Source organism: Paenirhodobacter huangdaonensis, assembly GCF_004022465.1.
In the GTDB taxonomy this organism is placed as follows: Bacteria; Pseudomonadota; Alphaproteobacteria; order Rhodobacterales; family Rhodobacteraceae; genus Rhodobacter; species Rhodobacter huangdaonensis.
The window spans coordinates 1-21,923 of record NZ_SAVA01000006.1 but is presented as its reverse complement, the minus strand read 5'-3'; the positions used below and the strand labels follow the sequence as shown (position 1 = coordinate 21,923).

General features: G+C 68.4%; 21 protein-coding genes and 1 other RNA gene. 15 read left to right on the top strand and 7 right to left on the bottom strand.

The genetic code is table 11. The features are described 5' to 3' along the window. Position 1 precedes the first annotated feature (1 nt). The 7 genes from EOW66_RS11065 to ileS all read right to left on the bottom strand — a co-directional run bounded on the left by EOW66_RS11065 (position 2) and on the right by ileS (position 8,002). Entirely contained in the window at positions 2–349 is a 348-nt protein-coding gene (locus tag EOW66_RS11065) for a YbaB/EbfC family nucleoid-associated protein (RefSeq protein ID WP_113899691.1), read from the bottom strand. Positions 350–413: 64 nt separating this feature from the next. Continuing rightward, positions 414–2,183 carry a DNA polymerase III subunit gamma/tau gene (locus EOW66_RS11060; RefSeq protein ID WP_128156424.1) on the bottom strand — a complete coding sequence of 590 codons (1,770 nt, stop codon included), beginning with the start codon at positions 2,181–2,183 and terminating at the stop codon, positions 414–416. Positions 2,184–2,297: 114 nt separating this feature from the next. Next, the gene (locus EOW66_RS11055; protein WP_128156423.1) at positions 2,298–3,077 is read right to left on the bottom strand and encodes an ATP-grasp domain-containing protein; all 780 of its coding nucleotides are present in this window, start codon (positions 3,075–3,077) and stop codon (positions 2,298–2,300) included. Positions 3,078–3,219: 142 nt separating this feature from the next. Beyond that, entirely contained in the window at positions 3,220–3,708 is a 489-nt protein-coding gene (locus tag EOW66_RS11050) for a cell wall hydrolase (protein WP_239017566.1), read from the bottom strand. Positions 3,709–3,845: 137 nt separating this feature from the next. Continuing rightward, complete coding sequence (locus tag EOW66_RS11045; RefSeq protein ID WP_128156422.1) at positions 3,846–4,766, bottom strand: endonuclease/exonuclease/phosphatase family protein; 921 nt, start codon at positions 4,764–4,766, stop codon at positions 3,846–3,848. 106 nt (positions 4,767–4,872) lie between these two features. Continuing rightward, an RNA gene (ffs, locus tag EOW66_RS11040) (signal recognition particle sRNA small type) lies at positions 4,873–4,971 on the bottom strand. Between the two features lie 124 nt (positions 4,972–5,095). Next, on the bottom strand, positions 5,096–8,002 hold the full coding sequence (gene ileS / locus EOW66_RS11035; protein ID WP_128156421.1) for an isoleucine--tRNA ligase: 2,907 nt from the start codon (positions 8,000–8,002) through the stop codon (positions 5,096–5,098). Between the two features lie 380 nt (positions 8,003–8,382). Between ileS and EOW66_RS11030 the strand changes: the two genes are divergently transcribed. The 15 genes from EOW66_RS11030 to EOW66_RS10960 form a co-directional block, all read left to right on the top strand. Beyond that, entirely contained in the window at positions 8,383–9,042 is a 660-nt protein-coding gene (locus EOW66_RS11030) for a DUF2927 domain-containing protein (protein WP_239017565.1), read from the top strand. Then, positions 9,039–9,440 carry a tol-pal system-associated acyl-CoA thioesterase gene (gene ybgC, locus EOW66_RS11025; protein WP_128156420.1) on the top strand — a complete coding sequence of 134 codons (402 nt, stop codon included), beginning with the start codon at positions 9,039–9,041 and terminating at the stop codon, positions 9,438–9,440. The genes EOW66_RS11030 and ybgC overlap by 4 nt, the downstream gene beginning before the upstream one ends. A gap of 163 nt (positions 9,441–9,603) precedes the next feature. Further along, entirely contained in the window at positions 9,604–10,299 is a 696-nt protein-coding gene (gene tolQ, locus EOW66_RS11020; RefSeq protein ID WP_113899685.1) for a protein TolQ, read from the top strand. A gap of 3 nt (positions 10,300–10,302) precedes the next feature. Beyond that, complete coding sequence (locus EOW66_RS11015; RefSeq protein ID WP_121532022.1) at positions 10,303–10,788, top strand: ExbD/TolR family protein; 486 nt, start codon at positions 10,303–10,305, stop codon at positions 10,786–10,788. Positions 10,789–10,800: 12 nt separating this feature from the next. Further along, the gene (locus EOW66_RS11010) at positions 10,801–12,219 is read left to right on the top strand and encodes a cell envelope biogenesis protein TolA (protein WP_164881101.1); all 1,419 of its coding nucleotides are present in this window, start codon (positions 10,801–10,803) and stop codon (positions 12,217–12,219) included. A gap of 107 nt (positions 12,220–12,326) precedes the next feature. Next, positions 12,327–13,646 carry a Tol-Pal system beta propeller repeat protein TolB gene (gene tolB, locus EOW66_RS11005; protein ID WP_128156418.1) on the top strand — a complete coding sequence of 440 codons (1,320 nt, stop codon included), beginning with the start codon at positions 12,327–12,329 and terminating at the stop codon, positions 13,644–13,646. A 68-nt stretch (positions 13,647–13,714) separates the two neighbouring features. Next, entirely contained in the window at positions 13,715–14,248 is a 534-nt protein-coding gene (gene pal / locus EOW66_RS11000; protein ID WP_113899681.1) for a peptidoglycan-associated lipoprotein Pal, read from the top strand. 4 nt (positions 14,249–14,252) lie between these two features. Next, positions 14,253–15,098, top strand: a complete 846-nt coding sequence (ybgF, locus tag EOW66_RS10995) for a tol-pal system protein YbgF (RefSeq protein ID WP_128156417.1) — start codon at positions 14,253–14,255, stop codon at positions 15,096–15,098. Continuing rightward, entirely contained in the window at positions 15,095–16,318 is a 1,224-nt protein-coding gene (gene tilS / locus EOW66_RS10990; RefSeq protein ID WP_275402043.1) for a tRNA lysidine(34) synthetase TilS, read from the top strand. The genes ybgF and tilS overlap by 4 nt, the downstream gene beginning before the upstream one ends. Positions 16,319–16,395: 77 nt before the next feature. After that, positions 16,396–18,291 carry an ATP-dependent zinc metalloprotease FtsH gene (ftsH, locus tag EOW66_RS10985; protein WP_128156415.1) on the top strand — a complete coding sequence of 632 codons (1,896 nt, stop codon included), beginning with the start codon at positions 16,396–16,398 and terminating at the stop codon, positions 18,289–18,291. A 16-nt stretch (positions 18,292–18,307) separates the two neighbouring features. Further along, positions 18,308–19,102, top strand: coding sequence for a methyltransferase domain-containing protein (locus tag EOW66_RS10980; protein WP_128156414.1), 795 nt, complete (start codon positions 18,308–18,310; stop codon positions 19,100–19,102). Beyond that, entirely contained in the window at positions 19,102–19,695 is a 594-nt protein-coding gene (locus EOW66_RS10975) for an MOSC domain-containing protein (protein ID WP_128156413.1), read from the top strand. Before EOW66_RS10980 ends, EOW66_RS10975 begins: the two co-directional genes overlap by 1 nt. 53 nt (positions 19,696–19,748) lie before the next feature. Further along, on the top strand, positions 19,749–21,416 hold the full coding sequence (locus tag EOW66_RS10970; protein WP_128156412.1) for a formate--tetrahydrofolate ligase: 1,668 nt from the start codon (positions 19,749–19,751) through the stop codon (positions 21,414–21,416). Positions 21,417–21,483: 67 nt separating this feature from the next. Then, positions 21,484–21,789 (top strand): chorismate mutase, encoded by a 306-nt coding sequence (locus tag EOW66_RS10965; protein WP_128156411.1) that lies wholly within the window; start codon positions 21,484–21,486, stop codon positions 21,787–21,789. Continuing rightward, positions 21,786–21,923 (top strand): tetrahydrofolate dehydrogenase/cyclohydrolase catalytic domain-containing protein (locus EOW66_RS10960; RefSeq protein ID WP_338054875.1); only part of this gene is annotated, 138 nt, incomplete at its 3' end. The genes EOW66_RS10965 and EOW66_RS10960, both read left to right, overlap by 4 nt.

Below are 21,923 nucleotides of genomic sequence, written 5' to 3'. Positions count from 1 at the left end.
CTTACACGGGCGGCAGGTTCATGTCGGCGGGCAGGCCCATCTCGGTCAGCAGCTTGCGCTGCTCGTCCTGGGCGCGGGCCGCGGCACGGGCCTGGGCATCCTTGATCGCGGCGAGGATCAGATCCTCGACCACTTCCTTTTCCGAGGCGACGAGGATCGAGGGGTCGATCGACAGGCCGGTGAGTTCGCCCTTGGCGGTGGCGCGCGCCTGCACGAGGCCGGCGCCTGCCTCGCCCACCACCACGATCCGGCCGAGATCTTCCTGGAGCGTCATCATCCGCTCCTGCATCTCCTTCGCGGCCTTCATCATCTTGGCCATGTCGCCAAGCTGGCCCAGTCCCTTGAACATCGTCGTCCCCCGCCATGAGTGTCTGTCACAGATACGCAGCCCGACCGGGCGGAACAAGGGGGCGTCAGCCGTCCTCGAACGGGTCCCATTCATCCTCGACCTCGGGCAGCGCCTCGGCGGCCTGTTCCTGGGCAAGATCGGCGGCAAGGGTGATATCGTCGAAGACGGCGCCGGGGAAGGCCGCGAGGATCGCCTGCACCACCGGGTTCGTCTCGCGCGCCTCGGCCTCGGCCGCACGGCGGCCGGCGTCGCGGACCTCGGCGATGGTCGGCGCGCCGCCTTCCGAGACCACCGAGACGCCCCAGCGGGCGCCGGTCCAGCCCTGCAGCCGGGCGGCGAGGGTGGCGGCGAGGTCGCGCGGCGCCTCGGGGGTGGGCTCGAACTCGATCCGGCCGGGGGCATAGCGCACGAGGCGCAGGCAGGTCTCGACCTCGACCAGCAGCTTCACGTCGCGCATCCGCTGGATCAGCTCGACCACGTCCTCGAACCGGGCAAAGCGGGCGAGGGCACCTGCGGCGGGGGCGGCGGCAAGCGCCACCGCGGCGCCCGAGGGGGCGCGGCCGACCGGCGCGCCGCCGAGCATCACGCGGGTGGTCGCGGCGGCAAGCGCCGAGGGGCCGTGCACCGGCCCGCCGCCCGGGGCGGGGCCGCGCCCGGCCGGGGCGCCGGCACTGGACTGGATCTTGCGCATCAGCGTTTCCGGGTCGGGCAGATCGGCCACATGGGTCATGCGAATGAGCGCCATCTCGGCCGCCATCATCGCGTTCGGCGCGGCCGAGACCTCCTCGATCGCCTTCAGCAGCATCTGCCACAGCCGCGAGAGCACCCGCATCGGGATCGCCGCCGCCATCGCCTGACCGCGGGTGCGTTCCTCGGGCGGCACGGTCGGGTCATCGGCGGCCTCGGGGGTGATCTTGATGACCGAGACCCAGTGGCTGATCTCGGCCAGATCGCGCAGCACCGCCATCGGATCGGCGCCATCGGCATATTGCTCGGCAAGCTCGGTCAGGGCGCCCGCCGCATCGCCCTTCAGCACCATGTCGAACAGGTCGAGCACGCGGGCGCGGTCGGCCAGACCCAGCATCGCGCGCACCTGCTCGGCCGTGGTCTCGCCCGCGCCATGCGCGATCGCCTGATCGAGCAGAGACATCGCATCGCGCACCGAGCCCTCGGCGGCGCGGGTGATGAGCGCCAGGGCGTCGCCCGCGATCGCGGCGTTTTCCTTCGCCGCGACGCCAGCGAGATGCGCCATCATCACCTCGGGCTCGATCCGCTTCAGATCGAAGCGCTGGCAACGGCTGAGCACGGTGACCGGCACCTTGCGGATCTCGGTGGTGGCGAAGATGAACTTCACATGCGCGGGCGGCTCCTCGAGCGTCTTCAAAAGCGCGTTGAAGGCCGAGGTCGACAGCATGTGCACCTCGTCGATGATGTAGACCTTGTAGCGCGCCGAGGCGGCCCGGTAATGCACGCTCTCGATGATCTCGCGGATGTCGCCGACGCCGGTGCGCGAGGCGGCGTCCATCTCCATCACGTCGACATGGCGGCCCTCGGCGATCGCCCGGCAATGCTCGCACACACCGCAGGGTTCGGTGGTCGGGCCGCCGGTGCCGTCGGCGCCGATGCAGTTCAGCCCCTTGGCAATGATCCGCGCGGTGGTCGTCTTGCCGACCCCGCGCACGCCGGTCATGATGAAGGCATGGGCGATGCGGTCAGAGGCGAAGGCGTTCTTCAGCGTGCGCACCATCGCCTCCTGACCGATCAGATCGGCGAAGGTGGCGGGGCGATATTTGCGGGCAAGGACCTGATAGCCGGTCGCGGGCGTGTCGGACATGAGTGCTCCTCTCGTCGGCGCGCAGTCTAGTCGCGGGGCGGGCCGAGTCAAACCGATGAGACGGGGCGGGGCGTCTGCGCTGTGGACAAAGCTGCCGGTCGCCCAATGTCAGCGTCAGGCCATCCCGTTAATCGTCTTGGCAAGCTTTGCAAGATCAGCCGCATAGAACCCTGCGGCATTGATGCAGTTGGTTTCCACCAGTCGCAGGCCTTCTTCGGTGCGGCAAATGTCCATGACGTAGGCGGGCGAGTAACTCTTGTTCAGCCCGGCCAGCGTCTGAGCGAACTCCAGAGCATCGTTGTCGATCTCGTGGCGATACGTCACCCGTGTCCCTTCTTTGTAGAGAGAGTAGGTGATGACAACCCCGTTCACGATCCAGATGCGCCACTCCCTGTAGATCCGTGCCGGTGTGGTCAGCATCATCAGCGTGTCGGGACGAAGCGAGCCATGCGGTATCTCGTCTGCGTCAAGGACCATGACCTTGCGGGCGATCTCGCGAATTTCAGCAGCAGCTTTAACGCTTCCCGCCTGCTCCTTGCTGTCAGCCACCGGACGAATGAACCAATGGCAACCATCGTCAGCCAGCTTTGCCTCGATCTCGCTGACCTGAAGAAATATCGCATCTGGACCGTTGAGCATGAAGGGCTGCCAAGGTTTCTCATGGACGAACGGCGCAATCCGGAAAACGCCGGGATGCAGGCTCTTGGCCTCCGCATACCGCCACAGAGTGTAGGAACCGAACATTACCACGGAGTACGGGTCGCGCACTTCAGGCTCGGGAACAAGCTCACCGATGAAGGGAACAACCTTGTGCCACGAGTAAGGAATGCCCAGCCGGTCAAGCGTATCCGCTAGCTTTTCGGTATCCTCGAACTGCTGAAGAATCCACTGCATCCCGTTCCGGTTCCTGTGCTTACCACCAACCCAGAGAGCACATGCCCGCCGGGAAGCCAATGACCACAATGGGCTCCGGGCGGTGTCCCCGCGCCCCGATTGCGGCGGTTCTTCTTGTCGGGTGCGCCGATCCGCCGCTGCCTCACCAGCCGGTGAGGCCTTCGAGCGGCGCCGGCGGTGCTGATTGCGTCACCTGCGCGGCAGGCCGACGCTCGTAGAAGGCGTTGCCGCCCGCGGTCAGCACATAATGCATGTTGTCGTAATGATAGCTGCGGTTCGCGGTGTGGAAGAACTGCGCATTGCCGATCAGCGGGTGGCGCTCGCCGCGCAGCACCGATTGCGCCGCCTCGCGCACGTTGGTCTTTTCCTTCATGCGTTTGGTCATGATGCCGGGCGCGAACTGGCCGCGCTGACGCACCACGCCGCAGACCGAATTCGGGTATTTCCCCGACTCGACGCGGTTCATCACCACGCTGCCCACGGCGACCATGCCGTCGCGGCTGGAGCGGTTCGATTCGAAATACATCGCGCGCTCCATGCAATCGAGCGGGGTGTGCCCGCAGCTTGCCAAAGCGCCCAGTGCGGCGGCAAGGACAAGGGTGCCGCGCATGCCCGGTGTGACGAATGCCATGATGTGCCTGCTTCTCTGCCCGGGGCGTTTCGCCCTCGTTGGCGGCAAGAATACCAGAGCGCGCGAGTCGCGCCAAGAGATGCGGGCCGGCGGTGGCGGTCTGCCGCGCAATCCGCGGGCGTCACCGGCCCGGCCCGTCACAGGCCCGGCAGGTCGATCATCACCGCGGCATGGTCGCTCGCATGCGGCCGGTGCGCGCCGACGCCCGCAAGCCGGGCGCCGGTGTCTCGCCGCGCCTCGCGGCCCAGCCCGGCGCGCAGGATGACCGGGGCCGCGCGCGGAAACGCCTGTGCAAGGGCCGGCGAGGCAAGGAGGGCATCGGGGCAATCGTAGCGCCCCGAATGCACGTCGAAATAGGTCCAGCGCTCGGGTTCGGGCAGGCGCTCCATCAGGTCGACGGTGAAGCCGTTCTCCAAGGGCGCGATGGCGCGCTCGGTGCCGGGCAGGGCGCCGTGCGGCTCGTTCAGATCGCCGACGATCAGCCACAGGCCTGCCGCGGGCACCTCGAAATAGCGCGCGATCAGCCGCCGCACCGCCAGCGCCTCGAGCCGGCGCGTGGTCCAGGCTGCGGTGACGTCGGGGTAGGGCGACTTGAAATGGCACAGGAACAGGGTGATCCACCCCACCGTCGCCATCAGGCAATCGCGGCGGAAGACCGGGGCGAGCGGATCGACGCCCGGCGGCGGGGCAATGTCGAGATCTTTCAGCGTCAGCGCCGCGTGGCTGCGCAGCTCGGCAAGCGGCCGGCGCGAAAGGAGCGCAAGATCAAGGCCGCGGCCGTCATTGCCGGGCAGGCAGATCCGCTCGGGATAGGGGCGCAGCCCGGCGGGGATCATGCAGCGCTGATGAAAGGCCTCGAGGGTCGCAAGATCATAGACCTCCTGCAGCGCCAGAAGATCGGCGTCGATCTTTGCCAGCACCTCGGCCGTCAGCCGCCGGTCAATCGCATCGAGGCCGGACTCCTCGGGGTCGTCGCTGTCCCATGCCCCGTGCAGCTGCGGTTCTCCTGCGGATTTCAGCAGTTTCAGGTTCTGAAGGTTGAAGGTCGCGATGCGCATGATGGGGCAAGCATCGCACCGCCCCCGCGCCGAGGCAAAGGCTGAATCGTCACGGCAGGCGCAAGCCCGGAAAGGCTTTTCGGATCAACCGTTTCGGAGGGGGGAGGGGTGAGAGGCTGGACATCGACCCAAGCGGGGCTCGTTGCGGCTGCTTCCTTCCGGACCTGACCGGGTTGGCGAGGCGCTCGCCCGCGCCAACCTCTCAAGCGGTGATATAGGCAAGCCGCGCCGGATTCGCAACCCCGGCCTTGCACAGAACGAAGGGCTTTGGCGGAATGCAAAAGGGCGCCCGGATGGGGCGCCCTTCGACTGCTGGATACGGGCGCGGTTCAGCCGAGCGCGGCGTCGCAGCGCTTGCAGGTATGGGCATGCGCATGGGTGCCGACGTCGGGCAGGATCTTCCAGCAGCGCTGGCATTTCTCGCCCTCGGCGGTCTCGAAGACCACCGCGACGCCCGGAACCTCGGGCAGGCGGAAGGCCTCGTTCGGCGCCGGATCGGTGGTCACGGTCAGCGCCGAGGTGATGCACAGGTCATCGAAGCGGACCGAGCGCAGCGCCGCGGCGAGGCTCTCGTCCTCGACATGCACCACCGGCGCCGCCTCGAGCGAGGCGCCGATCACCTTGGCGGCACGCTGCACCTCGAGGGCGGCGGTGACCGCACGGCGGGCACGGCGGATGCCCTCCCATTTCTGCGCGAGCGCCTCGTCCTTCCAGTCGGCGGGCGTCGCCGGGAAGTCCTGCAGATGCACCGAGCCATCCTCGGACGGGAAGCGGCTGAGCCAGACGTCCTCCATGGTGAAGGGCAGGATCGGCGCAAGCCAGGTGCTGAGCCGGTAGAACAGCAGGTCCATCACCGTGCGCACCGCGCGCCGGCGCAGGCTGTCGGGCGCGTCGCAGTAAAGCGCGTCCTTGCGCACGTCGAACCAGAACGCCGAGAGGTCGACGGTGCAGAAGTTGAACAGCACCTGGAACACGCCCGAGAAGTTGAAGGCGCGGTAGTTGGCGTGCACTTCGGCATCGAGTTCGGCCAGACGGTGCAGCATCCAGCGCTCGAGCTCGGGCATCTCGGCCACGGCCACGCGCTCGGCCTCGTCGAAGTCCTTCAGCGCGCCCAGCATGAAGCGCAGCGTGTTGCGCAGGCGCCGATAGCTGTCCGCAGTGCCCTTCAGGATCTTCGGCCCGATGCGCTGGTCGGTGGTGTAATCCGCCTGCGCCACCCACAGCCGCAGGATGTCGGCGCCGTATTCGTCGATCACCTCCTGCGGCGCGACGGTGTTGCCGATCGACTTGGACATCTTCATGCCCTTCTCGTCGAGCGTGAAGCCATGCGTCACCACGTTGCGATAGGGCGCGCGGCCGATCGTGGCCGAGCCCTGCAGCAGCGAGGAATGGAACCAGCCGCGGTGCTGGTCGGTGCCTTCCATGTAGACGTCGGCGATGCCGTCCTTGGTGCCGTCCGGACGGTCGCGCAGCACGAAGGCATGCGTCGACCCGCTATCGAACCAGACGTCGAGCACGTCGAAGACCTGTTCATAATCCGACGGATCGACGATGCCCGCGAGCAGTTTTTCCTTGAATCCTTGCACATACCAGACATCCGCCCCGTCCGTCTCGAAGGCGGCGGCGATCCGGGCGTTGACCTCGGCATTGCGCAGCAGGAAATCGGCGTCGGTGGGCTTCGCGCCCTTCTTGGTGAAGCAGGTGAGCGGCACGCCCCAGGCGCGCTGGCGCGACAGCACCCAGTCCGGCCGGTGCTTGATCATCGAGTGCAGGCGGTTGCGGCCGGAGACCGGGGTGAACTTCACCAGCTCCTCGATCGAGCGCAGGGCGCGGGCGCGGATGGTATCGCCATAGGTGCCCATGCCGTCGTCGAGTTTGTGGTCGATCGCGGCAAACCACTGCGGCGTGTTGCGATAGATCACCGGCGCCTTCGAACGCCAGGAATGCGGGTAGGAGTGCTTGATCTTGCCCTTCGCGAGCAGCGCGCCGGCCCAGGCGAGCTGCTTGATGTTCGACACGTTCGCCGGGCCTTCCTTGCCGTCCTGGTCCAGGATCGCCTGGCCGCCGAAGATCGGCAGGTCGGTGCGATAGCTACCGTCGGCCTCGACATTATAGGTCATCGGCAGCTTGAACTTCACGCCGAGCTGATAGTCGTCGTCGCCGTGCGAGGGCGCGGTGTGGACGAAACCGGTGCCGGCGTCCTCGGTGACGTGATCGCCGGGCAGCATCGGCACGTCATAATCCCACTCGCCCTTCGCCTCCTCGAGCCCGGCATAGGGGTGCTTCAGCACCGCGCCCTCGAACTCGGAGGTCGCGACGTCGCGCAGCCGGGTGAAGCCCGTCACCTTCGCCGCGGTCATCACGGCTTCGGCCAGCGCATCGGCCAGCACCAGCAGCTCGCCCGCAAGCGCGGTCGATTTCTCGTCGACGGTATCGACGCGATACATCCCGTAGGCGATGCCCGGGTTGTAGGCGACCGCGCGGTTTTGCGGGATCGTCCAGGGGGTGGTGGTCCAGATCACCACCGCCGCCCCGTCAAGCCCCGCAACCGGGCGGAACCGCACCCAGATCGTGTGCGAGGTGTGGTCGTGATACTCGACCTCGGCCTCGGCGAGCGCGGTCTTCTCGACCGGCGACCACATCACCGGCTTCGAGCCCTGATAGAGCGTGCCGTTCATCAGGAATTTCATGAACTCCTCGGCGATCACCGCCTCGGCATGGAAATCCATCGTCAGATAGGGATTGGCCCAGTTCCCGGTCACGCCGAGGCGCTTGAATTCCTCGCGCTGCACGGTGACCCAGTTCTCGGCGAACTTGCGGCATTCCTGGCGGAAGGTCACGGTGTCGACGTCGTCCTTGTTCAGCCCCTTGGCGCGATACTGCTCCTCGATCTTCCATTCGATCGGCAGGCCGTGGCAGTCCCAGCCCGGCACATATCGGCTGTCGTGGCCCATCATCTGATGGCTGCGCACGATGATGTCCTTGATCGTCTTGTTCAGCGCGTGGCCGATGTGCAGGTGGCCGTTGGCATAGGGCGGGCCGTCATGCAGCACGAAAGAGGGGCGCGCATCGTCGCGGCCCTTTTCGCGCAGCTGGTCGTAGATCGCCAGGCGCTCCCAGCGGGCCAGCCATTCGGGCTCGCGCGCGGGCAGGCCGGCGCGCATCTGGAACTCGGTTTCGGGCAGGAAGACGGTGTCGCGATAGTCGACGGTGGTTTCGGGCGTGTCAGCGCACATCGGAAGAATGTCCTCGGCTTGAAGGAAGAGGGGCGCGCAGCCCGCGCCCGCGGCTTGCAGCAGTCCCGGCCACCCTGACGCGTCAGAGCGCCGGGCCGGTAATTCGACGAAGGATGTGCGCAAGCCGGGTCATGGCGCGCCTTATAGGCGGCGCTTGCGCGCGCGGCAAGCGCCGGTTGGGGGCGCTGCCCCCTCTTGGCTGCGCCAATTCACCCCCGGGATATTTGCGGCAATTGGAAGCCGGGACCGCGCTTGCTCTTCCAATCGCACCAAATATCCCGGGGGTGAGGGCGAAGCCCGAGGGGGCAGCGCCCCCTTTTGCCCGGCCTTTTCCTTGCCCGGCCGATAGCCTAGGGTGGCGCCGATTTGCGGAGGGGCCGATGAGCGACGAGACGGGGATGCCGAAAGCCGATGACATCAGGGCGATGTTCACGCGCGCGGGCGGGAACTATCTCTTTGCCCGCTGGGGGCGGCCGGTGGTGCCGGTGGTCTTCGGCGTCGATGCGGCGACGCTTGCCACGGTGAAGGGCGCGGCCGAGGCGGTGGTGACGCTTGCCGGCCACCAGATGGCCGAGACCGATCCCGAGCTTGGCGCGAACCTGATGATCTTCTTCTTCCGCGAGTGGCAGGAGCTTCTCGAAGTGCCGAACCTCGACCGGATGATCGAGGGGCTCGGCGATCTCGTTGCCCGGCTCGAGAGCGCGGGGGCGAACCAGTACCGGGTCTTCCGCTTCGATGCCGCGGGGGCGATCCGGGCCTGCTTTGCCTTCGTGCGGATGGATGCGGCGCTCGACGAGGTGCCGGCCGAGACGATCGCGCTGAGCCAGGCGGTGCAGATGATCCTGCTCTGGGGCGAGACGGCCTTTGCCGGCCATCCGCCGCTTGCCTCGGCGCGCGGTGTGGCGGTGATGCGCCCGGAGGTGGCGGCGCTGATCCGCGCGGCCTATGACCCGGTGCTGCCCGCCGTCGCCGATGACGCGAGCCATGCGCTGCGGCTTGCGGCCCGGCTGGCCGCGCCGCGGCCGGAGGGCACGGCATGACGCATGACTTCCCGGTCCGGGTCTATTACGAGGACACCGACCTTGCCGGCATCGTCTATTACGCGAATTACCTGAAGTTCATCGAGCGCGGACGCACCGAATGGGTGCGCAGCCTCGGCATCGATCAGGTCGCGCTGAAGCGCGATCACGGCCTTGTCTTCGCGGTGCGCCGGGTCGAGGCGGATTACCTGCGTCCGGCGAAGTTCGACGACGAGCTCACGGTGACGACCGAGCTGTCCGCGGTGGCGGGCGCCCGACTCATCCTCGAGCAGGCGGTGTGGCGGGCGGGCGAGAAGCTCTTTGCCGCCGCGGTGACGATCGTGTGCCTGAGCGAGACCGGCGCGCCCGCGCGCCTGCCCGCCGCGCTGCGCCAGCGCCTCGTGCCCTCGCTGCACTGAGCCGGGGCAGGGGGAGGAGCCCTGCATCTGCTGCAATGCGGCACCAGCCGTGACGCGATGACGCAGATGTTATGGCGCTCCCCCTGATCCTCGGATAGAATCACTGTTAAGAGAGCCGTGAAACGGCTTCGACCGAGAGCAGTGAACGCCTAAAGGCACGATTATGGATCAACAAACCCTTGCGATGGGGCAGGAGATTGATTTCTCGCTGCTTGCACTTTTCCTGCGCGCATCGCTGACTGTGAAACTTGTGATGCTCATGCTCACCATGGCCAGCTTCTGGTCGTGGTCGATCATCATCCGGAAATTCATCACCTTCCGCGCCGCGCGGGCCGAGGCCGATGCCTTCGATCGCGCCTTCTGGTCGGGCGAGCCGCTCGACGAGCTCTTCGACCAGATCGGGCCTTCGCCCGAGGGCGCGAGCCAGCGCATCTTCGCCGCCGGCATGCTCGAATGGCGACGCTCGCACCGCCATGACGGTGAGCTGATCGCCGGCGCACAGGCGCGTATCGACCGCTCGATGGATGTGGCGATCGCGAAGGAGGCCGAAAACCTGAACTCGGGGCTCAGCTTCCTCGCCACGGTGGGCTCGACCTCGCCCTTCATCGGTCTGTTCGGCACGGTCTGGGGGATCAAGGTCGCCTTCGAGGAGATCGCGATCTCGCAGAACACCTCGCTTGCCGTCGTGGCGCCGGGGATCTCGGAGGCGCTCGTCGCCACCGCGATCGGCCTGATCGCCGCGATCCCGGCGGTGATCTTCTACAACAAGCTTTCGGGCGATGCCGACAAGATCACCTCGGGCTACGAGGCCTTCGCCGACGAATTCGCCACCATCCTTTCGCGCCAGCTGGACGCCTGAGCCATGGGCGCGGGGGTGATGAAGAAGGCCGGTGGCAGCGGACGCCGCCGGCGCGGGGGCAAGGGCCGGCATGCCGTGATGGGCGAGATCAACGTCACGCCGATGGTCGACGTGATGCTGGTTCTGCTCATCATCTTCATGGTGGCGGCGCCGATGATGACGGTGGGCGTGCCGCTCGAGCTGCCGAAGACGGCGGCGAAGGCGGTGCCGACCGAGCAGGAAGAGCCGCTGACGGTCTCGCTGCAGCTTGATGGCACGGTGTCGCTGATGAACTCGACGGTGCCCGAGGCAGAGCTGGTCGACCGGCTGCACGCCATCGCGCAGGAGCGCGACAGCGACAAGATCTACCTGCGCGCCGATGGCGGCATCGAATATTCGCGCGTCGTCGAGGTGATGGGGGCGCTGAACGCCGGCGGCTTCAACAACATCATCCTGGTCACCGACACCGGCGGCCCCTCGCTGACGGGCAAGGCGCCTTCGGGGAACTGACGCGCCATGCGCATGGACAGGGCAGAGAAGATCGGCACGGAGGTCTCGGCGGCACTGCATATCGCGGTGATTCTGCTGGCGATCTTTGGCACCGACTGGTTCCCGCCGGAGCCGCAGGAACAGGTGCAGATGACGCAGGTCTCGGTGATCTCGCAGGCCGAGTTCGACGCGATCGCCGCCGCCGCACCGAAACAGGGCGCGAACAGCGAACCCGCCGTGCCGGCAGGTGGCGAGGCCGGTGCCGAGGCGCCGGCGCAGCCGGAACCCGCCCCCGCGGCCGAGCCCGCCCCGGCGCCCGCCGAGGAGGCGCCGGCGCCCGCGCCGCAATCCTCGCCGGTGCCGCCCTCGAAGCCCGCGCCGGCACCCGAGCCGCAGCCCGACATGACCGCGGTCGCGGAACCGACGCCGCCCGCCGAGGTGGTCGAGGTGCCGCCGACGATGATGCCGCCGGTGGTCGAGCCGCAGGACACCACCTCGCCCGATTTCTCGCCGCGCCCGGTGGCAAGGCCCGCGCCGCGGGTCGCGCCGACCCCGGCACCCGCCCCCGAGCCCGACGCCAAGGTCGCCGAGGCGCCCGTCGCCGAGACGAAGCCTGCCGAGACGCCGAAGCCCGAGCCGGTCGAGAAGCCGAAGCCCGAGGCCGCGCCGAAGGAGGCCGCGACCGAGATCACGCCCGAGACGAAGCCGGTCGAGGAACCCGCCAAGACCTCGGCGCCGGCCAGCGTGCCGCGTCCGCAGTCGCGTCCGACGAAGCCCGCTCCGGCCCCGGCCGAGACGAAGCCCGCCGAGACCAAGACCGCCTCGAATGACAGCGCGACCGACAAGGCCTCGGACAAGCCCGCCGACAAGGCGCCGGCGGCGAAGCCCGCAGCAAAGCCCGCCGACAAGGCGTCGGACAAGACCTCGGGCAGCGGCACCGGCAAGGCGAGCGACAAGGGCACGGGCAAGACGAGCGACAAGGCCAGCGACAAGGCCTCGGGCACGCCGGCGAAATCGGGCACCTCCGGCAAGTCGGGCAGCGCGAGCGGGGTCAATGACGCGCTCGCCGAGGCGATGACTTCGGAAACCGGCACCGGCTCTGGCGGCCTCGGCATCGCCGAGAACGGCCCGCCCGTGACCGCCGGCGAGAAAGAGGCGCTGATCGTCGATGTGAAGGCGTGCTGGAACACCGGCGCGCTCAGCTCGGAGGCGCTGCGCACCACGGTGACGGTGCTCGTCGACATGGGCCAGAACGGCAAGCCGGACGTCAAGTCGATCAAGATGAAGGGCTTCACCGGCGGTTCGGAAGCCGCGGCGAAGCAGGCCTTCGAGGCGGCGCGGCGCGCGATCGTGCGCTGCGGCTCGGACGGCTTCCCGCTGCCGGCCGAGAAATACGGCTGGTGGAAGCAGATCGAGATCGTCTTCGACCCGAGCAAGATGAGGATGAAGTGACGCGTGCGCCGCAGGGAGCCGGAAAAATCCGGCTCTCCGCCGCTTGTGATGTGCCGCGACGCAGAAATTGGGTACAACGGGCAAAAGCCCAAGCCAGGGAAAAGAGCATGTTCCGTTTTGCATTGGCCGCGCTGGCGGCGCTGATGATCGGCCCGGGGGCGGCGCTGGCGCAGCAGGGTCCGCTGCACATCGAGATCGACGAGGGCGTGATCGAGCCCTTGCCCTATGCCCTGCCGAGCTTCGTGGCGGAAACCGGCGGCGCGGGCGAGATGGCGGCGCAGATCTCGCAGGTCATCAATGCCGACCTGAGCGGCACGGGCCTGTTCCGACAGATCCCCGAGAACGCCTATCTGCAGCGCTTCTCGAGCTTTGACACCCCGGTCAGCTATGCCGACTGGCAGGCGATCAACGCGCAGGCGCTGATCGTCGGCGGCGTGTCGATGTCGGGCGGCAAGGTGGTGGTCAAGTTCCGCCTCTTCGACGTCTACTCGAACCAGCAGCTCGGCGACGGCCAGCAGCTTGCGGCCAGCCCGCAAAGCTGGCGCCGTCTCGCGCATAAGGTGGCCGATGTGATCTACAGCCGGATCACCGGCGAAAGCGGCTATTTCGACAGCCGCGTGGTCTATGTCTCGGAGAGCGGCCCGAAGGACAAGCGCCTGAAACGCCTCGCGATCATGGATTATGACGGCGCGAATGTGAACTATCTCACGGATTCGAGCACGATCGTGCTTGCCCCGCGCTTCTCGCCCACCGGCGACCGCATTCTCTACACCACCTTCGAGACCGGCTTCCCGCGGATCAAGCTGATGAATGTCGGCAATGTCAGCGGCCAGCTGCTGCCCGAAGTGCCCGGCACGATGACCTTCTCGCCGCGCTTCTCGCCCGATGGCAACTCGATCGTCTATTCGCTCGAGCAGAACGGCAACACCGACCTGTGGAAGATGTCGGCCTCGGGCGGCTCGCCGGCCCGGCTGACGAATTCGCCGGCGATCGAGACCGCACCGTCGTTCAGCCCCGATGGCTCGCGCATCGTTTTCGAGAGCGACCGCTCGGGTGGTCCGCAGCTCTACATCATGCCCGCGGGCGGCGGCGAGCCGACCCGGATCTCCTATGGTGACGGCCGTTACGGCACCCCGGTCTGGTCGCCGCGCGGCGACATGATCGCCTTCACCAAGCAGGCGGGCGGGCGCTTCTTCATCGGCGTGATGCGCACCGACGGCTCGGAAGAGCGGCTGCTGACCGCCTCCTTCCTTGACGAGGGCCCGACCTGGTCGCCGAACGGCCGCGTCATCATGTTCACCCGCGAAAGCCCCGGCGCGGGCGGCGGCGCACAGCTTTTCTCCATCGACATTTCAGGGCGGAACCTGAAGAAGGTCGGCAACGCTGGCGGGGCCTCCGATCCGGCCTGGTCGCCGCTTCTGCCCTGAGCCCGATTCACAAGGCATTCCGAACCTGTTACCTTCGCCCGAAAGGGCAAACTCAAAAGGCGGTACACATGAACTTCGCACCCAAGGCAGTGATCCTGCTGGCAGTCCTCGGCCTCGCGGCCTGTAACAACCCCGACAAATACGGCTCGGGCAATGGCGTGGTCGATCCGGGCGGCGCTTACGGCAGCGGCACCGGCGACGGCTCGGTTTCGCAGGGCTCGATCAGCGACCCGAACTCGCCGGCCTATTTCAACGCCGCCGTCGGCGACATGGTGCACTTCGTGGTCGACCAGTCGACGCTGACCGACGAGGCCCGCAACATCCTGACCGGCCAGGCCAAGTGGCTGAACGCGCACGGCAAGTATTCGGCCATCATCGAAGGCCATGCCGACGAACAGGGCACCCGCGAATACAACCTCGCGCTTGGTGCGCGCCGCGCCTCGGCGGTGCAGGCCTTCCTGATCTCGCAGGGCGTCGCCGGCTCGCGTCTGCGCACCGTCTCCTACGGCAAGGAACGCCCGCTCGCGGTGTGCTCGTCGGAAGACTGCTACGCCAAGAACCGCCGCGCGGTCACGGTGATCTCGCTCGGCGCGGGGAGCTGATCTGATGCGGCGGGTGATGCTGGGGGCGGCCGTGGCGCTGGCGCTGGCAGCGCCCGCCCATGCGGCCGACAAACAGACGCTGGCCGACATCCGCGCGGAACTCGCGCAGCTGTCGGATCAGCTTCAGGGCCTGCGTTCGGAGCTGGTGGCCTCGGGCGCGAAGGGCATGCAGGCGGCGGGCGGGGCCTCGGCGCTGCAGCGCATGGACACGATGGAGGCCGAGCTGAGCACGCTCACCTCCCGCACCGAGGAATTGCAGAACCGCATCGACCGGGTCGTCAAGGACGGCACCAACCGGGTGGGCGATCTGGAATTCCGCGTCTGCGAGCTCGAGGAGGGCTGCGATCCCTCCAGCGTCGGTCAGGGCGCGCCGCTTGGCGGCGCCGCGCCGACGGCAGGTTCGGTGACCGCGCCCTCGGCGCCGAGCACCGGGGCGTCCTCTGCCTCTTCGGGGGGCGGTGATCTGGCAATGAACGAGAAAAGTGATTTCGACCGGGCCAAGGAGGTGCTCGGTCAGGGTGACTTTCGCGGCGCCGCTGACCTCTTTGCGACCTTTGCCGAAACCTATCCGGGTGGCCCCCTGACCGACGACGCGATGTATCTGCGCGGCGACGCGCTGCATCAGGCGGGCGACGTTCCGGGCGCGGCGCGGGCCTGGCTCGACGCCTTCTCGGCAGCGCCCGAGGGCAAGCGCGCGGCCGACAACCTGCTCGAGCTCGGCAAGTCGCTGGGCGAGCTCGGTCAGAAGAACGAGGCCTGCGCGACGCTGGCCGAAGTGCCGGCCCGCTTCCCCTCGTCGCAGGCGGCGGGGCAGGTGTCCTCGGCACAGGCGAGCCTCGGCTGCCAGTGACGCCGGACCTGCCCGCGATCCTGAAACAGGCATTTGGCCCCGATGCGCCCCCGCGTGTCGGGGTTGCCGTTTCCGGGGGTGGGGATTCGATGGCGCTGCTGGTCGGGCTGCATGCGGCGGGTTTCGACCTTGCCGCGGTGACGGTCGATCATGGTCTGCGCGCGGGCTCGGCCGCGGAGGCGGCCGAGGTCGGCCGGTTTTGCGCCGGCATCGGCGTGCCGCACAGCGTGCTGTCCTGGCAGGGGACCGCGGCCGCGGGCAACCTGATGGACGCGGCGCGGCGCGCGCGGCTGCGGCTGATCGGGGCCTGGGCGCAGGGGCAGGGGATTGCCGATGTCGCGCTTGGCCATACCGCCGATGACGAGGCCGAGACCTTCCTGATGCGCCTTGGCCGTGAGGCCGGGCTCGAGGGCCTCGCCGGAATGCGCCGGCGCTTCGTGGCCGAGGGGGTCACCTGGCACCGGCTGCTTCTGGGCGTGACCCGCGCCGATCTGCGCGCGGCGCTGCGCGCGCGCGGGCTCGGCTGGATCGACGATCCCTCGAATGACAATCCGCGCTTTGGCCGGGTGCGGGCACGGCAGGCGCTGGCCACGCTCGCGCCCCTTGGCATCACGCCCGCGACGCTGGGCGCGGTGGTGCGCAACCTGGCCGCGGCCGATGCCGCGCTGACCGAAACCCTGTGCCGTTTCGTCGCCGCGCAGGTGACGACGCCGGCGGGCGATGTGGTGATCGGGCGCGCAGGCTTTGCCGATCTGGCGCCCGAGTTGCAGCGGCGGCTTCTGAACGCGGCGCTGCGCTGGATCTCGGGCTGCGAGTACCCCCCGCGCGCGGCCAAGGTGGCGGATCTGCTCGCGGGGCTGGCGGCGCAGCCCGACCGCACCCTGCACGGCTGCCGCATCCGGGCCGGGCGCGATACGATCCGCCTCACCCGCGAGGCGGCGGCGGTCGCCACGCTGCGGGTGTCCGTGGGCGATCTTTGGGACCGCTGGGCGCTGACCGGCCCCGCCGCACCGGGGCTCGAGATCGCGGCGCTTGGCGATGAGGGGCTTTTGCAATGCCCGCACTGGCGCGAGACCGGTTTGCCGCGCGCAAGCCTGCTCGCCTCCCCCGCCGTCTGGCACGGCGAGGCGCTGATTGCGGCGCCTCTGGCCGGGCTCGAAAACGGCTGGAAAGCGCGAATTGACTGCGGCGCATTTGCGGAGTCGCTAATCAGACGTTGAACCTGACCGCGTAATCCCTATTTTCACCCGGTAAAGGCCCGGCGGAGACCGGTCCCCGTCTATTCTGGAGGTTCCCCTTGGGCAACGCACGCAATCTGGCCTTCTGGGCCGTGCTGTTCCTGCTGATTCTCGCGCTGTTCAACCTTTTCGGAGACGGGCAGGCCTCGATGAATGCGCGGCAGGTCGCCTATTCGGAATTCATGACCGCGGTCGACAAGGGCGAGGTCAAGTCCGTCCAGCTCGACGGCGAGGACGTGCGCTATCAGATCGCCGACGGCACCACCTATTCGACGGTGAAGCCGGAATCCGACGCCATCGCCGAGAAGCTGATCGGCAAGGGCGTGCAGGTCAATGTCGTGAAGCAGGCGCAGTCGGGCTTCATGTCGCTCCTGGGCGTCTGGCTGCCGTTCATCGTGATGATCGGGATCTGGATTTTCTTCATGAATCGCATGCAGGGCGGCGGCAAGGGCGGCGCCATGGGCTTCGGCAAGTCGAAGGCGAAGCTTTTGACCGAGAAGCAGGGGCGTGTCACCTTTGACGATGTCGCCGGCATCGACGAGGCGAAGGAAGAACTCGAGGAAATCGTCGAGTTCCTGCGCAATCCGCAGAAATTCTCGCGTCTCGGCGGCAAGATCCCGAAGGGCGCGCTGCTTGTCGGCCCGCCCGGCACCGGCAAGACCCTGCTGGCGCGCGCCATCGCCGGCGAGGCGGGCGTGCCCTTCTTCACCATCTCGGGCTCCGATTTCGTCGAGATGTTCGTGGGCGTCGGCGCCAGCCGCGTGCGCGACATGTTCGAGCAGGCGAAGAAGAACGCGCCCTGCATCGTCTTCATCGACGAGATCGACGCGGTGGGCCGCGCCCGGGGCGTCGGCATCGGCGGCGGCAATGACGAGCGCGAGCAGACGCTGAACCAGCTTCTGGTCGAGATGGACGGTTTCGAGGCGAACGAGGGCATCATCATCATCGCCGCCACGAACCGCAAGGACGTGCTCGACCCGGCGCTGCTGCGTCCGGGCCGCTTCGACCGGCAGATCCATGTGCCGAACCCCGATATCAAGGGCCGCGAGAAGATCCTCACCGTGCATGCCCGCAAGGTGCCGGTCGGCCCCGATGTCGATCTGCGCGTGATCGCGCGCGGCACGCCGGGCTTCTCGGGCGCGGATCTCGCGAACCTGGTGAACGAGGCGGCACTGATGGCTGCCCGCGTCGGTCGTCGCTTTGTCACCATGGAAGACTTCGAACAGGCCAAGGACAAGGTGATGATGGGGGTCGAGCGGCGCTCGATGGTGCTGACCCCCGAGCAGAAGGAAATGACCGCCTATCACGAGGCCGGTCACGCCGTGGTCGGGATGAAACTGCCGAAATGCGACCCGGTCTACAAGGCGACGATCATCCCGCGCGGTCAGGCGCTTGGCATGGTGGTGTCGCTGCCCGAGATGGACAAGCTGAACTACCACAAGGACGAGGCCAAGCAGAAGATCGCCATGACCATGGCGGGCAAGGCGGCCGAGATCCTGAAATGGGGCGAGGAACACGTCTCGAACGGCCCGGCCGGCGACATCATGCAGGCCTCGGCGATTGCCCGCGCGATGGTGATGCGCTGGGGCATGTCGGACAAGGTCGGCAATATCGACTATTCCGAGGCGCATGAGGGCTATCAGGGCAACACCGGCGGCTTCTCGGTCTCGACCAAGACCAAGGAGCTGATCGAGGAAGAGGTGCGCGAGCTGATCGACGCCGGCTACAAGGAGGCGCGCCGCATCCTGATGGAGAACCAGCCGGAATGGGAGCGTCTGGCGCAGGGGCTGCTCGAATACGAGACCCTGACCGGCGAGGAGATCCGCAAGGTGATGACCGGCGAGGCGATCCACGGCGACGACGGCAACACGCCGGGCGGTCTGCCCTCGGTCACCTCGGTGCCGAAGACGAAACCTGCCAAGGGGCCCGACACCGCGCCGGAACCTTCGGCGTAAGCGCGGGGCGGCGGCGATGACCCGGCCTCGCACGGAAAGCGCCGACTGGAACCCCGAAAGCTATGGCCGCTTCCGCGACCTGCGGTTGCGGCCGGCGCTCGATCTGATGGCCCGGGTGGGCACGCTGCCGCCGGGCCGGATCGTCGACCTCGGCTGCGGCGCGGGGGCGGTGGGGCCGGCGCTCGATGACCGCTGGCCCGGGCGCAAGATCGTCGGCGTCGATGCCTCGCCCGCGATGATCGGCAAGGCGGCGGCGACCGGCGCCTATCACCGCTGCGATCTTGCCGATATCCGCGGCTGGGAGCCGGGCAAGCCGCCGGCACTGATCTTCTCGAACGCGGCGCTGCAGTGGCTCGACGATCACGCCGCACTGCTGCCGCGGCTGGCCGGGCTGCTGGTGCCGGGCGGGGTCCTCGCCGTGCAGATGCCGATGCAATCGGGCGCGCCCTCGCACCGCTTCCTGCGCGACCTCGCCGCCGAGATGTTTCCCGACCGTTTCGATTTCACCGGCTGGGTGGCGCCGGTGGCGCCGCCGCTCGATTACGCGCGGATGCTCGCGCCGCTCGGCGAGGTCGACGTCTGGAGCACCGATTACATTCAGCGCCTCGCCCCCGAGGGCGCGGTGCACCCGGTGCGCCGCTTCACCGAAGCGACGGCGCTGCGCCCCTTCGCCGCAAAGCTGAACGAAAGCGAACTTGCGGGCTTTCTCGTGCGCTACGAGGCGGCCCTCGACGCTGCCTATCCAGCCGAGCCGGACGGCACCGTGCTCTTCCCCTTCCGTCGTCTGTTCCTGGTCCTGAGGGTCGTCTGATGGCCGCGCTGAACTCCACCCAGTTTCATGGCGAAATCGTCTTTCTGGGCCTCGTGCGGCCGGGCGCGGGGCTGGCGTCCGAGCCGGTGACGCAGCTCGTGCTCGGCTTTGACGGTGCCGCGGGCGAGGCGCATTCCGGCCGCACCCGGGCGAGCTGTTCGCGGGTGACCGAGCAGCATCCGACGGGCACCGAGATCGCCAACACCCGGCAGCTGACGATCCTGTCCGAGGAGGAGCTCGCCGAGACCGCCTTTGCCATGCGCCTGCCGCATCTCGCCCCCGAATGGGTCGGCGCCTCGATCGTGCTGCGCGGACTGCCCGATCTGACCCATCTGCCGCCCTCGTCGCGGCTGCAGGGGCCCGATGGCGCGACCCTTGTCGTCGACATGGAGAACCGCGCCTGCGTGCTGCCCGGCAAGGTGATCGAGACCGTGCACCCGGGCGCCGGGCCGCGCTACAAGCCCGCGGCACAGGGCCGGCGCGGCGTCACCGCCTGGGTCGAGCGGCCGGGGGTGCTGGAACTCGGCCAGAGCCTGCGCCTGCACATCCCCGATCAGCGCGCCTGGTCGCGGATGTCCGACGTCCGCGGCTGAGCCGGCTTTCCCCTGTCAGCATAACGGGTTAGGCTCCGCCGAGGAGGACCCAGATGCTGCCCGATATCGAGATTGCCCGCGCCGCCCCGAAACGTCCGATGCCCGAGGTTGCGGCAAAGATCGGCATTCCGGAAACCGCCCTGATCCCCTATGGCCGCGAGATCGCGAAGATCGACCGCGCCTTTCTGGATGCGATCGAGCCGCGCGCCGAGGGCCGGCTGATCCTTGTCACCGCGATCACCCCGACGCCTGCGGGCGAGGGCAAGACCACCACCACCGTGGGCCTTGGCGACGGGCTGAGCCGGATCGGCAAGCGTGCTGCGATCTGCATCCGCGAGGCCTCGCTTGGCCCGAACTTCGGGATGAAGGGGGGCGCGGCCGGCGGTGGGCGGGCGCAGGTGGTGCCGATGGAGGCGATGAACCTGCATTTCACCGGCGATTTCCATGCCGTGACCGCGGCGCACAACCTGCTGGCCGCGATGATCGAGAACCACCTCTACTGGGGCAATGCGCTGGACCTCGACCCGCGGCGGGTGCGCTGGCGGCGGGTGATCGACATGAACGACCGGGCGCTGCGTGACATCGTGACGGGGCTCGGTGGCGTCGCGAATGGCGCGCCGCGGCAGACCGGTTTCGACATCACCGCGGCCTCGGAGGTGATGGCCTGCCTGTGTCTCGCGCGCGACCTGGCCGACCTCGAGGTGCGGCTTGGCCGGATCGTGATCGGCGAGCGGGCCGACCGCAGCCCCGTCACCTGCGCCGAACTCAAGGCGGCGGGGGCGATGGCGGTGCTGTTGCGCGATGCGCTGCAGCCGAACCTGGTGCAGACGATCGAGCACACGCCCGCCTTCGTGCACGGCGGCCCCTTCGCCAATATCGCGCATGGCTGCAGCTCGGTCATCGCCACCCGCGCGGCGCTGCGGCTGGCCGATTACGTGGTGACCGAGGCGGGCTTCGGCGCCGATCTGGGGGCCGAGAAGTTCTTCGACATCAAGTGCCGCAGCGCCGGGCTGCTGCCCGCGGCCGCGGTGATCGTGGCGACGGTGCGGGCGCTGAAGATGCAGGGCGGCACGGCACTCGCCGATCTTGGCCGCGAGGATGTCGCGGCGCTGAGCCGGGGCTGCGCAAACCTCGGCCGCCACATCGCCAACACCCGCGGCTTCGGTGTGCCGGTGGTGGTGGCGATCAACGCCTTCGAGAGCGACACCGAGGCCGAGATCGCGGCGCTCGTCGACTATGCCGCGCATCAGGGCTGTCGTGCGGTGCTGTGCCGGCACTGGGCAGAGGGCGGTGCGGGGGCCGAGGATCTCGCCCGCGAGGTGGTGCGTCTGGCTGAGGGGCCGGGCGGCTTCGCCCCCCTTTACCCCGACGAGATGGGCCTTTTCGAGAAGATCGAGGAGGTGGCGAAGCGGATCTATCACGCCGATGCGGTGATTGCCGAGGCCTCGCTGCGGGATCAGCTTGCCACCTGGGAGGCGCAGGGCTTCGGCGCGTTGCCGGTCTGCGTGGCGAAGACGCAATACTCCTTCTCGACCGACCCGAAACGGCGCGGCGCACCGAACGGGCACAGCGTCACCCTGCGCGAGGTGCGGCTTTCGGCCGGGGCGGGCTTCGTCGTGGCGATCTGCGGCGAGATCCTGACCATGCCGGGCCTGCCGCGCGCGCCCGCGGCCGAGCGCATCGGCTTGACCGCGGCGGGCGAGGTCGAAGGGCTGTTCTGAGCGGCCGGGCTTGAGCCGCGGCGCGGAAGCTGCAATAGATCCCGCAGATCGAAAGCGAAGGATGCCGATGAAAGAGCCCTCCACGATTGCGACGATGGCCGAACTGCGCGCCGAGATCGACGCGCTTGACGCCCGTCTCGTCGCGCTGCTGGCCGACCGGGCCCGGCTGATCGACCGTGCGGCCGAGCTGAAGCCCGGCGAGGGCATGCCGGCGCGGATCGCGGCGCGGGTCGAGGAGGTGGTCGGCAACGCGACCACCGCCGCCACCGCGCAGGGGCTCGACCCGGCGCTGGTCGAAGGCATCTGGCGCGCGCTGGTCAACTGGTCGATCGCGCGCGAGGAACGGGTTCTGGGCAGGGGAGACGGTGCATGACCGCGACGATCATCGACGGGAAGGCCTTCGCGGCCAGGGTGCGGGCGCAGGTGGCCGAACATGTGGCGCGGCTGCGCGAGGAGCAGGGGATCACCCCGGGGCTCGCGGTGGTGCTGGTGGGCGAGGATCCGGCA